The sequence below is a fragment of the Neobacillus sp. 204 genome, from assembly GCF_046562815.1.
Taxonomy (GTDB): Bacteria; Bacillota; Bacilli; order Bacillales; family Cytobacillaceae; genus Neobacillus.
In genome coordinates this window covers 261,643-276,508 of record NZ_JBJORY010000001.1, presented here as the reverse complement: position 1 = coordinate 276,508, position 14,866 = coordinate 261,643, and the positions used below count along the sequence as shown (strand labels likewise).

Here is a 14,866-nt window from a genome sequence, read left to right as displayed (position 1 = left end):
TCTCAGCCCCTTTCATCTTTAATGCCAGCAGCAGATAGAACTAACTCTTTTTCCTTGTCATCTACCTTTCCTTTTTGGACAAAATTTTTTAGAGCGGTAATTTCCTGCCTTAATTCTTGTAAATCCTCTTTCAGTTTGTGTGATTCAGCCATTTCTTGGCCCACTTTTTGAAATTCAGTCTTCATCTGTTGTACGATATTGACTATTTCTTGAAACATCGCAAAGTTTTCCTTAGTTAACGAACCTAAACTATCTTGTAAATTCCAAATTTGTTCTTCTAAAATATCAATTTTTTCTTCCGTTTGAAGAGTTAGTTTTGCAACATTGGCAACATCTTTTTTCGTAGGAATATTCATGACACCCGCCATAAACGCTTGGTTTTTCCTTAACAGCCCCATGTAACGTGCATGACATTCTGTTCCAACCTTGAGAAGCCGAACGAACTCATTGTTGTCAGTCGCCATGTATAAAAGACCGTTTAATTGTTTTTCCCACACTTCACTAATTCTTCTGAATCCTTCATATGGATCATAGGATTGATACTTTGACATGTGGTCCCCCTCCTTGTCATTATGATTTTGATATTTCGTCTACTTTCTCCATATATTTATTTAATGGAAAGATCAAGGTTTTAATTTGTCTCGCAAAAAGATTGACAAAACTTTTTTGATTTTCATAGAGTAAGCTTCCAGCTTGTTTAACCGTGTTAATATATTGCTTCCTGCCTTTTTTCCTAAGCGCCATATATTGTTCAATCATTTCAAGGTATTTATCCATTGATTGATTATTGGTAATTACTTGGCATGGTTTGCCTAGAAGAGAAATGGTTCTTTTTTGAATTAGATCAATCTGGGCATTGATTTCTTCGTACGACCTAAGTGGAAAGAAATGCTGCAGACTAGTAGTGGACATTAAAAATTCTTCCCTTGCTGCCCTTTCCCATTCGGTAAATTCCTTATTAAATTTTTCGGAAATTGCTTTAATATTTTCCTGATTTCTTTGTATGTTGTCTGCAAAAAACATTGTCTCTTTAAGAAAGAACTCATCTCGGAAGGTTGCACGCTTGGCCCATTCGTCTAATTCACGAAAAGCATTGTGCCAGAGAGTATCTAGGCTGGATAGCTCTGAATCACTCCCATTACTTTCGGTAACTTGTTCATCTTCTTTCTTAGTTTCAAGGGTATACTCTGCTGCTATTTCAACTACAGCTTCTACTTCTGTTTCAGTCGGTGTTTCCATTTCTTGTTTTTTCTTTTTTGATTTAATTTCTTTAACTTGTTCCTTTTCACTATCTCTTTTTTCAGGCATCCTACTCGCATCCTTTTCAAGAATTTTAATTTCTTCCTTTTTCATTACTACTAAAGGCCTGACGGTAAATTTCAGCAAGTTCACTTATAAATGGTTGTTTTGGATTGGCAATCGTATCTTGATCGTCGAAGGCATGCTCTGCCAGTAATGGTACTTTGCTTTCGAATTCTTCTCTTCCGACCCCATTCATCTCGATACTCATTGAAATTTCTAGTTCTTCTGCTAGTTTAATAATTGCTTGAACTAGGCTTTCTACACCTTCTTCAGTTGTACCTGCAGGGAGTCCAAGCATACTAGCAATTTCCGCATACCGCTCATCGGCAATGAAACTTTCATATTTAGGGTATGTCATGAATTTGTTGGGTTTTGCAGCATTGTACCTTATTACATGCGGTAAAAGAATGGCATTGGCACGTCCATGTGGAATATTAAATTCAGCCCCCAAAACATGGGCAAGACTATGATTTATTCCAAGGAAGGAATTGGCGAATGCCATTCCTGCTATGGTTGAAGCATTGTGCATTTTTTCACGGGCAAGTTCATTACTGCCATCCCGATAGGCTATTGGTAAATACTTGAAGACAAGTTGAATAGCCTTCAATGCAAGTCCATCCGTATAGTCATTGGCCAACACAGAAACATACGATTCAATGGCGTGCGTCAAAACATCCATCCCTGTGTCAGCGGTAACATGCTTCGGAACCGTCATAACAAACTGTGGATCGATAATTGCTACATCTGGTGTTAATTGGAAATCAGCTAGAGGATATTTAATATTATTTTTATTATCTGAAATAACAGCGAAAGCTGTGACCTCCGAGCCCGTACCAGAAGTTGTTGGAATCGCAACAAACCTTGCTTTTCCGCGAAGTTCTGGGAATTTAACTACTCTTTTACTCGGATCAAAGAATTTTTGTGTTAAGCTATGAAAATCAGTTTCTGGATGTTCGTAAAATAACCACATCGCTTTTGCGGCATCCATCACAGAGCCACCGCCAAGGGCAATAATACAATCTGGCTGAAACCTTTTCATACGATCTGCACCACTCTTAACAGCATCAATAGTAGGTTCTGGCTCAACTTCTGAGAAGGTTTCAAATGTGATTTTACCTTGATTCTTGCTGAGGTAGTAAAGGATCTTGTCCACATAAGCATTTTTGATAGCACTTTTGCTTGTAACAATAAATGCCTTTGAGATTCCAGGGGTAGTGGCAAGTATCTGGATTGAATTTTTTTCAAAGAAAATTTGTGATGGAACCTTAAACCATTGGGTAAATGTCCTCCTTTTTGCAACCTTTTTAATATTAATAAGATTTTCCACTCCTACATTTTGTGACACAGAGTTCCCCCCATAAGTACCACATCCGATCGTTAAAGATGGTAAAGATGTGTTATAAATATCTCCAATTGCCCCATGCGTAGATGGTGTATTAACCATGATTCGTCCTGCTTTCATACGAAGTGCGAATATATCTACTAATTTTTGGTCTGCAGTATGAATAGCGGCTGAGTGCCCAAGACCACCATACTCCAAGGTTTTCTCAGCAAATAGCATGCCCTCTGCAAAACTATTAACCTTGTAGCATGCAAGAATCGGACTCAGTTTTTCACATGAGAGCGGATATTTCGAACCTACACCATCAATTTCTGCAATGAGAATCTTGGTATGTAAAGGAACATTCACCCCCGCCAATTTGGCAATCATAGTGGCAGGTAACCCGACAATTAAAGGGTTAATCGTATTAGTATTTTCAAAGATAGCAATCTTCTCTACCATTAATCGTTCTTCTTCATTAAGGAAATAACAATTATTACTAATCATTTCCTGTTTCACTTCATCATAAATTTCATGATCAATAATAAGTGCTTGTTCAGAAGCACAGATCATACCATTATCAAATGTTTTCGATAGGATGATGTCGTTGACTGCACGTTTGATATTAGCAGTTTTTTCAATATAACAAGGAACATTCCCTGCACCAACTCCAAGTGCAGGTTTACCTGAACTATAGGCTGCTTTTACTAAATTGGGTCCCCCCGTTGCGAGAATGAGTGAAACCTTCGGATGTTTCATTAATGCCTGAAAGGCTTCATGTGAGGGGACTTCAATCCACTGAATGCAATCCTCTGGTGCACCTGCCTTAATTGCTGCTTCCTTGAGCAATATTGCTGTCTCAGTACAACATTTTTGACCAAACTGCGGAAAGGCAAAAATAATCGGATTCCTTGTTTTAAGCGAAATCAATGATTTAAAGATAACAGTAGAGGTTGGATTTGTTATCGGAATTACAGCTGCAATCACCCCTACAGGCTCGGCAATCTCTACCATTCCTTCATTTTCGTTTTCATTGATTACACCCACAGTTTTCATATCTCTAATATTGTTATAAATGAACTCTGTGGCAAACATATTTTTAAATACCTTATCTTCATAAACCCCTCTTCTTGTTTCATTCACCGCCAATTTTGCTAGATGCTTATGATTTTGAAGAGCAGTTAGGGCCATGTGTTTGACGATTTCATCAATCATCTCCTGGGTGTAACAACGGAAGTCTCCAAGTGCCTTCTCTGCATTATTCGCTAAGGTGTTAATCATTGAAGTGATTAAATGTTTTTCATATACTACCTTTTCTTCAACTGCCATATAATAATCCCTCCAAATTTAATACTCTTTGGTCCATTCGACTCAAAAATTGGCTAGTACATCCGATACAATTACGTGAATTTTCACTCCTTCTCTCTACTGGTTAAAATATATCACGAGGGATAAATCGAAGAATGTCGAATTTTGCATGAAAATGAATGAATAACCATTCATTTATAAATGATTCATAAAATGTTCAAAATTAAAGTCGCACCCTTTTAAACGAATTTATTAATGAAATAATTGGTCACTTAAAATATAAAAAGCCATAAATTCTTTTTCAAAAAGAATTTATGGCTTTAACTATATTTATCAACCAGTATTCCGTAATCCGGCTGATATTCCGCTGATTGTTAGTAAGACCTCAATTAATAGATCTTCATTTGAACCGCCCTGATTGCGCAGTTCTTTTATTAACTCAACTTGTAAAAAGTTTAGCGGATCAACATATGGATTTCTTCTATATACTGATTCCTTTATATTTGGTGTATGATCCAGCAATTCTTTATCGCCTGTGATTCTGAGGAGAATTTCTTTGGTTCTTTCAAATTCTTCAAGGATATTAGTAAATATCCGCTCTGCGATTTTCTGGTCCTCAACAAGTGTTAAATATTCTCTAGCCGTCGTAATGTCTGCTTTCATTAATGCCATTTGCAGATTATCAATCGTTGATTGGAAAAACGGCCATTTTTCATACATTTGCTGGAGTAGCAACAAATTTTGTTCTCCCTTTGCTACAAATCCTGATAATCCCGTACCAGCTGCATACCATGCAGGAAGAAGCTGCCGGCTTTGCGTCCAAGCAAACACCCATGGAATGGCTCGCAAGTCTTCAAATCGGCCTTGATTTTTTCTGCTCATTGGTCTTGATCCAATGTTTAAGTCCCCTAGCTCTCTTAGCGGTGTCGCTTCCGTAAAGTAGGTAAGGAAATCTGGGTCTCCAAACACCAATGATTGATATTTTGTCAGGGCTAAGCTAGAGATTTCTTCAATCGTCTCAACCCAGATCGGATCACGTTGATATCCTTGCTCCGCTTCTTTAGAAATATGTGTTGCCGCTAGAAGTAACGTGGACGTAGCTTGTTCTAAACTACGATAAGCAATATCCTCTAGTAAATACCTTGAAGACAAAACTTCACCTTGCTCGGTAATTTTAACCCCATCGCCAATTGTTTCTGCCGGTTGAGACAGGATACTTTTATTTAATGGACCGCCGCCACGGCCTAACGAACCACCACGGCCATGGAAGAACTTAAGACCAATCTGGTACCTTTTCGCCATTTCATGAATTTCAATTTGTGCCTTATAAAGTTTCCAGTTAGCTGTCAACGTACCTCCATCTTTGCTTCCGTCTGAGTAACCAAGCATGATTTCCTGCTGGTCGCCCAATATTTGCAAATGATTTCGATAGACAGGCATCTCAAAAAGTGTCTCCATAATTTTTGGTCCAGCTGTTAAATCATCGATTGTTTCCAGTAATGGTGCCACATGTAAATGACTTTCCAAGGTTCCATCTGCATGAAGCCGATAAATCCCAGCCTCTTTGGCAAGAACAAGTACCTCAAGCAAATCACTAGGAGATTTTGTCATACTTACAAGGTAAACGGAAATGGACCGTTTTCCGAATTCACCATGTGCTTGTTTAATCATTTGGAATACTTTAATCATTTCCTGCGTTTCTTCGGAATAATCTTCATTTAACAATAACAGCGGGCGAGGATCCAAAAGGATATTTTGCAATATTTTTAGTTTCTCTTGTTCCGTAAGCGCCACATAATTTTCGGAAATACTTACTTTGCGCAATATTTCTGTAATTGCCGCCTCATGTTCACCGCTATGATTCCGAATATCGAGTGTAGCTAAGTGAAATCCAAATAATTGTACTTGGCGAATCAGCTTTTGAATAATCTTTAATTCATGTGCTGCTGGATGGTGATTTTTCAAGCTCTTTTTAATAACATATAAGTCTGCTAATAATTCATCGGCCGATTTATAACCTAAGTCCGTTTTTCCTACTTGTTTTACTCGTTCAATAATGATGGCAAAGGCCCGACGGTACACTTCTGCTTTAATTGGCCATTTTTTCTCATCTGTTAAATATGTATCTTCTAGTTCAATTAATTTAAGAAGATCATTACTAACTTCCACCCTTGAAGTGGAATGGCTGTACCGTTTCATTAAATCAACTAAAACATTTTTATATTTTTTTAAGACAAGTCTTCTCTGCTTGTTTAGCGTCTCCCAAGTGACATCATGTGTAACGTTGGGATTCCCATCGCGGTCCCCGCCAATCCATGAACCAAAACGCAAGAAATTAGGAACTTCCCAGTGTGTTTCGGTAAAGTTCTTCTCTAAACACTCTGCTACCTCTTGATGAATTTCAGGAAGCACCTCGAAAAGTGTTTGATCAAAATAATACAAACCATTTCGCACTTCGTCTAAAACGGTAGGCTTATTTTGCCGTAATTCATCCGTTTGCCAAAGAATTGAAACCTCATTAGACAAACTTTCTTCAAGCTTTTTTCTTTCTCTTCTTGTTAACAATGGATGATCAAGACTTTTAAGGATTTCAGCAATTCGCTGCTGAATCTCAAGAATGGACCGCTTCGTTGCCTCTGTGGGATGTGCTGTAATAACAAGTTCAAGAGACAAAGTATTTAGGGTATCTTGAATGACATCTTCTTCAATATTATTCTCTTTAAGCGAAAGGATCGCACTCTCTATGGAAGCAGGTTGTACAATCGTTTCATCTTCTAGTTGGTATTGTCTCCGTCTACGAATGCGGTGGTTAAGTTCTGCAGCGTTAATCAAATGGAAATACATTGAGAATGCCCGAATAACTTGTTTCCTCATTGGTGCATCTAAACTAGATATTTCTTCCTTTAGGGCATCATATATTGATTGATCAAAATGTTCTCGTAATGTTTTGCACATTAAACGTATTTTTTCCACTTTATCAAGTAATTCGGAACCACCATGATTGATTAGAATTTCTCCTAGAATATTACCTAGTAACTTCACATCACGACGCAACGGAAGACTGCTGTTATTTACTTTTACCTCTGTAGTCATACTGCCACCTTCCTTTAATCAAAAAATTCGCTAAATTTTTTATTTATTAATATACCACAATTTCATAGGTCGTGTTAAAAATAAGTTTTCTTTTTTTTTAATAAATTTTCTTTCCTACGAAAAAAACCTGCTATGAGCAGGTTTTAAGGCCGAAAAAAATTGCTTCCAATTAGGATTCTTTATCAATTACAAGCACGTATGTTTTTCGATCATCCTCATAGTTTGTAACGACAACAGAAATAATTGTTTTCTTGTCATCTTCCAGTTTAATCGTTTTGCTATTGTCGCCTTCTATCAAAATTTCTGAACTGCTATATTTAGCAATCGGTTTTAGTGTGATTTCCTCGACATCACTTGACACCTTTACATGGTAGGTAAACTCCTCACTGGTAAAGGTGCTGTCCCATGTTCCTTCAGACACTGACAGCGAAGAAAGTAATGCTTTACTTACTTTTTCGGGTGTCACGAAACCTTGTTGTTGGGTTGTGGGCTGTGTAGAATTAGTTCGATTATTTGCTTTTGAAATTGGCTGTGTAAAACCTGGTTTATTGTTTTGATTTGGTGTAGTGATCTTATCTTCTCCAGCTTTATCTTCTATAGCTTTATCTTCTAAAGCTTTAGCTTGCGTAACATGGATGGTGTACGTCTTTTGCACACCATTTTCAGCTGTTACCGTGATAATAATATCAGTCTTTCCAACGGGAAGCGTGACACTAACCCCATCTTTCACTACTAAGCTGCCATCCACCTTTATGGTTGATGTTGTTTCAATTGCTGTTGGTTTGATTGTCACCTCAGGAACTTCATTAGGAACTTCGACCTTGTAATCAGTAACCGCTGAAGAAAATTTGGGTGATAGCTCCCCTTTTGATAGTTCAATATTTTGCAAGAGATTATTGGCATTTTTCTCTCGCGTTATTGTTAAGGTATAGGTAGTTGCTGTACCACTGTCATTATTTACGAAAATGATAAATTTATTTTCACCTGTTTGGAGCGAATAAGTTCCTGCTGCCCCGCTAATTACCGCGTGCCCATTAATTGTTATCGATGATTCTGGATTGGTGCTTTCTACTAATAGCTTCATCGTTTCAATTTCGTTCCCAACTGTGGCTGCATACTCATATAAATCAGCTGCAAATTTCTGGTCAAGCTCAATCCCTTCAATTTCTAATTTTGAAAGAGTGGTTTCTGATTGGTTCTCTTGAACTGGAGCTGTGTTCGTTTCAGCATATGCTGATGGTATGTATGATCCAACTCCCAACCATACCATTGAAATAATAAGCATTGCATTTAGTGCTTTGCTAGCTTTTGGTTGTTTCATCGTTAATCCTCCTGCCTACTATCTGACGGGATAGTGGAATTTGGACTAACTTTATCATTGAATGCTTAAGTTTATCTTAATTTTTTATCTGCGATGAAATTCTTCTAACTTCGAAGAAATCACTGACGCTACCTCTTCATCCGATTTTTGGAGTGCTTTTTTAAAAAGGGAATTGGCTAAAGAGCCCATCGGCCCTGATGCATTAATTTCAAGAAAGCCCGTCACACGAGTTTTATTACTATTTAAGGCTCTTGCTTCAAAATAGCCTTCACCTAAATACTTTTCATTTGAACGTTTTAATTCAAAGGTTACCCTGGAAGGCTCATTCCACTCTTTAATATCAATTAATAAACTAACCTTCTTTTTCATTACACCGAGGTCACTCTTAAATTCCCAACAAATTTGATGTTCATTTATTTTTTCATGATGAATATAACCTGGTACAAGTGGCGCCCAATTATTTTCGTCTCGAATAAAGTCCCAAATCACTTCAATCGGGATATCTAATTCTAAATGTTGTAAATCGCTTAGCATTTTATCCCTCTTTCGTCTTCAAAGTAAAAGACCTTCGAATGTCAGAAGGTCCTTTTAAAAAATATATGTAGAATTATATATATATAGAAGAGAAAAGAGGAAGTTTATTCCACCACCCCTATAAGAATGATACTAATCTCTTTAATTATTTCTTGAATATACCGTTAGAAATTCATCAATTCGTTCGGCTGCCAGGGTAAGTCGTTCTGGCGGTTGTACCATGGCAATCCGAACATACCCTTCACCAAGCTCTCCAAATGCATCACCAGGAATGACAGCAACTCCAGCTTGATCAATCAATTCAAAGGCAAACTCACGGGATCTCCAGCCGGCAGGAATTCTTGCCCACACAAACATAGTTGCCGGGGATTTTGCCACTTGCCAACCGCTCTTTTTAAGTCCAGAAATCAGCACATCTCGGCGAAGCTCATATTCTTTCACCTGGGTTTGAAGGAATGTGAAGTCTGAAGTTAACGCCCTCACAGCCGCTTTTTGGATTGGATAAAAGACCCCATAATCAATATGTGATTTAAATGAAGCCAAGATGTCGATGACCTGTTTATTGCCAACGACATAACCGATCCGGCAACCTGCCATATTAAAGGTTTTTGAAAGAGAATTAAATTCAATTCCGACCTCCTTTGCGCCTGGGACCGACATGAAACTAATTTGCGGGTTCCCATCAAAAATCAGCTCAGAATAAGCAAAATCATGAACAACCAAAATATCATGACGCTTAGCAAAGGTAACTACCTTTTCAAAAAAGGCCTTATCCGCTAAAGCTGTAACTGGATTCCCAGGATAACTAATAATCATCATTTTCGTTTGAGCTAAAATATCTAACGGAATTTCATCAAGCTTGGGTTGGTACTTGTTTTCTGCTAACAATGGCATTGGATAGATGGCCCCGCCTGCAATGTTTACGCTAGCCTCATAGATTGGATACCCAGGGTCAGGTACCAACACATAGTCTCCTGGATTAATGATTGCCGAAGCCAAATGGGCAAGACCATCCTGCGAACCCATCAACTGCAATACCTCAGACCTTGGGTTAAGTTCAACAGCATATCTTTGCTGATAAAAATAACTTACCGCATCATTAAACTCAGGTATCCCAGCTAGTGTATACCCATACTTACTTGCATCGCCAGCGTAATCAATCAATGTATCCACAACAAACCCAGGCGGTGGAAAATCTGGACTTCCTACACTTAAATCAATGACATCCTTACCGCTTTTGATCGCTGCTAGTTTCCGATTGGCTACCTCTTGGAAAATACTAGCCGACATTTTTTTTACTTTATCTGAAGCAACGAAATTCATAGATTTCCCCTCAATCCTAAGAAAAATTTCAACTATTCTAACATATTTTAAATTATATCAGTCTAATGATTTCAATTCTATATTCCTAATTAACCATTGGTTAGGATTCATCGAGAAAGAACTAAAAAAAGAGAAGATGCACAAGGCATCTTCTCTGAGGTTATTTTTTGCGGATCGCGATAATCAGTGCAGCAAATGAAAGCAATGCCGCTAATCCAGATAGAACTAGTGATAATGAATTAGATGTTTCTAATTTCTTTTCAGTATCTTTTCCTTCAGTTTTTTTAGTATCTTTTGTCTGGGCCTTATCATTATGGTCTGTCGTTTGGCTGTCATGATGGTCCGTGGTTGTGGCTGTTACAATATCCGTAATAGAATGGGGAGCGTCTGACCCTTCATTACCTGTCCACTCGACAATACTGCCATCCTTATAATATTGAAAGGCATCCCAAGCAGCTTTTGTTGCCTTTTCCGGGTTTTTCGCCACAAAGACAAATTGTTGGAATTGACCACTTTGGATCCCTTCCCCCGTCGCTTCAAAGGTGAAAGTTTTTACTTTTCCACTAGCATCCTTTTCAGATGAATAAGTCCAGCCCGGAACAGGTTGGTAGGACATCATTTCTACCCCTGCTGGGACTTTAACCGTTACTTTTGTGGTAGCTACATCTTTTTCAACCGGCACTTTTAAGGTATAGGTTTCCCATGCGCCTGTTGATGATGTTTTTGGCATTACTGTAACATGGGCACTTGCTATACTTGAATAGAAAAATAAGCTGATTACTGCTGGGATAAATACTTTTGAAATCCTGCCAATCATTTTTTTCATAGGTAATTCTCCTTTTTAGTTACGGCTCTTTTCGTAAAATTTGTTGCTTTTGGAGCTATATAAGGGTCATTTACAAAGTTTCTAGGCAATTTTCGCAAAAGTTATTTCGAAAAGATGCCACGAAGTATATAGTTATACGGGTTGATGAACTTATACGAAAAACAACAATCTATGCGAAAATAGCCTTAGTTATTGACTTCCCACTAATACTTTGAAGTTAGAATCGATACTTTCTAATGACTTTGTCAGAACGTGTACTCTTACGTTCCACTTACCCGCCATACTAAAATGCAACCCCTTCACTTCATACTTACCATCAGCCGTTTTTGTTAAACTTACCGTTTCTTTTCCCATATCCATTTCAAGCATGGTAAAAGTTAACTGCAATTGTTCAATATCTTTGATGGGCCGTCCTGCTTTATCCTTCAGAGTGACTTCAAATAAATTCACTCCAATAATATTTGGGGTTGCTCTCAAGGTAACTTGGACGCCTTGATTGACGGTGTTGGTTTCCTTATAAGGTCCAGGCGATTGCATGGCTGTCGGTAAATTGGTTAACACCACAGATAGAACAAGGATGATTAGACCGATCAAAAGTTCACCCTTTAAGGTTGCCCCAAGTCCCTTTGCGGTTCCCTTTTTTCCTTTATAAAAATTCACACTTGCAACCAGGACCATCAACACAAACAGACTAACTTTACACAACAATACCCTTCCGTAATTCGTATGGAAAAGCGTTAAAAGGTTGGGAATATATAAAAGGCTGCCATATATTCCTGTAAAGGTTAAAAGAAGGACGAGAATTAATCCCCATTTTGAGAACTTTTTTATCATTTTTAGATAATCTTGTTTAAAATCTGTGTTTTTCCGTAATGAAAGTACACCGACAAAACCAATTAAACTTCCAATCCAAATCGATGCGGCAAATAAATGAAGAAAATCCATTGCAATTGCTAATATTTGATTCGATTGTGCTGCTGCATGACTTGTTAAGGACTTGGTCCATAACACGGCAATCCCTAGACAAAAGCAAGCCCATAAAATGATTCGTTTGGTGCGCTCGGCCATACCCAGGAAAGTAGTGAGTAGAGCAAGAGTGATTAGGATCGCCATTTGTATTAGCCAAGAATGACCATAACTCGTGTTGGTTAAGATATTTTCAAGTAATGAAAAACTAAACACTTCACTCCAAGGGATACCAGATTCAATCGTTGCCTGTAATGGCAAACTTAGTAGGATACTAAGGAATAGCAGTGTTAAACTCAAGCTAATCAGTTTCCGGAACCTCTTATCAACTGACTGCAATTCCCTTATGTCCTTAGGCATAACAAGAAGATAAAAGAAGATTAGCCCCACATAGCAGGCATTACTTATGTATTGAAGCCAGCGGAGGACAATTAGGTCCGCTTTGGGAATGTATCCTCTTGTTTCCTTATGTAAAGAAGTCGAATCTTCACCTTCATCACCAATTTGAAAGGGAATAACCCCTTCAACTGGATGGCCATCACTTGAAACCACCTTCCATTTTATTCGATAGGATCCATTGGGAAGGTTTTTCTTTATTTCGCTCTTTAGGATAGATGGTTGCTTTGGATCAATGCGCCCATTTTTTTGATCGACTCGACTCCCGTTTGAATCAAACACCTGAATAGAGTGAAAAGCCGGCTGAATGGATTCATCAAATTTAATCGTTACCTCACTAGGAGCTTTTTTTACTGTTTCATTTTCTAAAGGTGTAGATTTTTTAATATAGGCGTGCGCCGAAGAAATAGACGGACATAAAAATAGAAACAAGGAAAGGATCATTAGTAATGTACTGACCTTCATTTTTGTCTGCATCCCACACTCCCCTTGTCATCAGAATCGTTGAGGCAGTATATAAATGACATCAAATTGCCATAAAGTTTCTACTGTCGTTACTATGATAATGGTAATTAAGAACGTTAACAATATCTTTATCCAACTAACTTGTGAACAAATATTGAACTATCCTATTAATATAGATAAATTTGTCATTCATATTATCTTTTTCGCAAATTTTTTTTTAAAACAAGGGCTGTGTTAAAGGTTATTGTTGATTTTTCCACTCTGTTAATTGGAGCGGAAATCAACAGACAACTTTAACACAGCCAAAACAATAAGCCACTCTTATAAAGTGGCTTAAAAATAATTCAAATTTAATTATTTTCCTTGTGGTAACGCCCAAACCTCATCAAGAACTTCTCGGAACACATGATCCAAAATTGGGGTCATATCCTCTTTTGACACTTTTAGGGTCTTCGTATATTCCTCTAGCCGATTAATTTCTTTTTCTAAAAAAGTATTTATGGCTGCAACCTTTGGTTCAAGGTTTAGCTCATCACCGCTAATCTTCCTCTCTAGCAAAGTAAGGATTTCCTGCTTTAGCGGGCCAACCTCAAGAAGCTCCTCTACTAGTGTTCGAAATGCAATAGGCGGGACCGTATTGTACCTTTCTATCCATAGACAAGCTAATACAGGTCTAAGCACGTAAAAGTACTTTTTAATTTTCACATGATTACCACGGAGGTAATCGCGAAAATTGCCCTTCGCCATATTTAAATAATGATAGAGAGCGGATTGTGGCAAAAACACTTGATTTTGAATGGCCTTCAATTGATCTGCTAATGTAAAGGCTTGATAATAAACAATTCCCGAATGGAGCCACTCCATTAGCGGCGGATTAGATTTACGAAATAGCCTTAAAGCTTTTCGAATTTCCCAGCCATTGATATCAAGAAGATTATTAATCGGAAGCTCAATCACCTCTCGCTTTTGGTCAATGCTTAAATACCAATCCTTTTTATGGACATAAATAAACCGCACATCATAATCACTGTCCTTGGAAGGAAAACCCCATGCTCTACTGCCAGACTCAACGGCAAGACAAATTTTTACTTCATATTGCTCTTCAATTTTTTTGAGTTCAGTTAGTATTTTTTCTTTCAAGGTCATTCACTCCCTAAAAAATGCCGTGACCACAGGTGTTTACAATAATGGCGATATTCGTGATGCAATTGTTGGACTACCTGACCCTGTTTTCCTGGCAATTGATAACCCTCAAATGTAGTAATAGGAACGATTTCTTGAATGGAATTGGTGACAAACATCTCTTCGGCCTCAAAGGCGTGCTCCGTGGGATAATGGCCTTCTTCTACACCCAGATTCTTATTCTTCGCTAATTCGATGACAAACTGACGTGTAATCCCATTTAAAATCCCAGTTTGCACTGAAGGAGTATATAAGACCTTTCCTTTTACCCAAAAGATATTAGAGACGATCCCTTCAGCTACATATCCTTCCTCATTTAGGAAAATACCCTCAATATCTGGCCTATTTCCGATTTCTCTTTTAGCCAGAATATTATTCATAAAATGATGGGACTTAAGACGTTCATTTCCTTCAGGGCTGTTTCGTTTCTGCTCCAAAATAACTGCCTTTTTTTCTACTAATTCCCCAGCCTGAGGTAATGGTTTAGGAAAATAAAGAATATTTGGTTCATTAAACGGCATTACTTGTAAACCAATATCCCCTATCCCTGCCGAAACATTTAGCCGTAGATAAGCATTGGTCAAGCCGTTTAATTTCAATAATTCCTGCAAGTGTTGATTGGTTTCTTCGCGCTGAAAACGATAGTTGATGTTTATAACTTCTAAACCTTGATTCAGACGTTGTAAATGGTCATCTAGTAAAAATGGATGGCCTTCATACACTCTGAATGTTTCAAATAACCCCATTCCATATAAAAAACCATGATCAAACGGGGAAATCATTGCCTCGTCTTTTTTTAAAAATTGTCCGTTTAAAGAGATAAACATCA

11 protein-coding genes are annotated in these 14,866 nt (G+C 37.8%); all 11 read right to left on the bottom strand.

Annotated elements, in window-relative coordinates; translation table 11 throughout:
* Positions 1-2: 2 nt before the first annotated feature.
* Complete coding sequence (locus ACJ004_RS01405; protein ID WP_410890766.1) at positions 3-551, bottom strand: polyhydroxyalkanoate biosynthesis repressor PhaR; 549 nt, start codon at positions 549-551, stop codon at positions 3-5.
* Positions 552-570: 19 nt separating this feature from the next.
* Entirely contained in the window at positions 571-1,353 is a 783-nt protein-coding gene (locus ACJ004_RS01400) for a hypothetical protein (protein ID WP_410890765.1), read from the bottom strand.
* Positions 1,334-3,952: a bifunctional acetaldehyde-CoA/alcohol dehydrogenase gene (gene adhE / locus ACJ004_RS01395; RefSeq protein ID WP_410890764.1), complete on the bottom strand. Its 2,619-nt coding sequence runs from the start codon at positions 3,950-3,952 to the stop codon at positions 1,334-1,336. The genes ACJ004_RS01400 and adhE overlap by 20 nt, the downstream gene beginning before the upstream one ends.
* Positions 3,953-4,264: 312 nt before the next feature.
* Positions 4,265-7,024 (bottom strand): phosphoenolpyruvate carboxylase, encoded by a 2,760-nt coding sequence (ppc, locus tag ACJ004_RS01390; protein ID WP_410890763.1) that lies wholly within the window; start codon positions 7,022-7,024, stop codon positions 4,265-4,267.
* Between the two features lie 169 nt (positions 7,025-7,193).
* Positions 7,194-8,345 carry a cadherin-like beta sandwich domain-containing protein gene (locus tag ACJ004_RS01385; RefSeq protein WP_410890762.1) on the bottom strand — a complete coding sequence of 384 codons (1,152 nt, stop codon included), beginning with the start codon at positions 8,343-8,345 and terminating at the stop codon, positions 7,194-7,196.
* An 84-nt stretch (positions 8,346-8,429) separates the two neighbouring features.
* The gene (locus tag ACJ004_RS01380) at positions 8,430-8,879 is read right to left on the bottom strand and encodes an SRPBCC family protein (RefSeq protein ID WP_410890761.1); all 450 of its coding nucleotides are present in this window, start codon (positions 8,877-8,879) and stop codon (positions 8,430-8,432) included.
* A gap of 141 nt (positions 8,880-9,020) precedes the next feature.
* The gene (locus ACJ004_RS01375; protein ID WP_410890760.1) at positions 9,021-10,202 is read right to left on the bottom strand and encodes an LL-diaminopimelate aminotransferase; all 1,182 of its coding nucleotides are present in this window, start codon (positions 10,200-10,202) and stop codon (positions 9,021-9,023) included.
* 160 nt (positions 10,203-10,362) lie between these two features.
* Positions 10,363-11,028, bottom strand: a complete 666-nt coding sequence (locus ACJ004_RS01370; protein WP_410890759.1) for a YcnI family copper-binding membrane protein — start codon at positions 11,026-11,028, stop codon at positions 10,363-10,365.
* A 189-nt stretch (positions 11,029-11,217) separates the two neighbouring features.
* The gene (locus tag ACJ004_RS01365) at positions 11,218-12,867 is read right to left on the bottom strand and encodes a copper resistance CopC/CopD family protein (protein ID WP_410890758.1); all 1,650 of its coding nucleotides are present in this window, start codon (positions 12,865-12,867) and stop codon (positions 11,218-11,220) included.
* A gap of 342 nt (positions 12,868-13,209) precedes the next feature.
* On the bottom strand, positions 13,210-13,995 hold the full coding sequence (locus ACJ004_RS01360) for a nucleotidyltransferase domain-containing protein (RefSeq protein WP_410890757.1): 786 nt from the start codon (positions 13,993-13,995) through the stop codon (positions 13,210-13,212).
* A 2-nt stretch (positions 13,996-13,997) separates the two neighbouring features.
* On the bottom strand, positions 13,998-14,864 hold the full coding sequence (gene pabC / locus ACJ004_RS01355; RefSeq protein ID WP_410890756.1) for an aminodeoxychorismate lyase: 867 nt from the start codon (positions 14,862-14,864) through the stop codon (positions 13,998-14,000).
* Between the last annotated feature and the right edge of the window lie 2 nt (positions 14,865-14,866).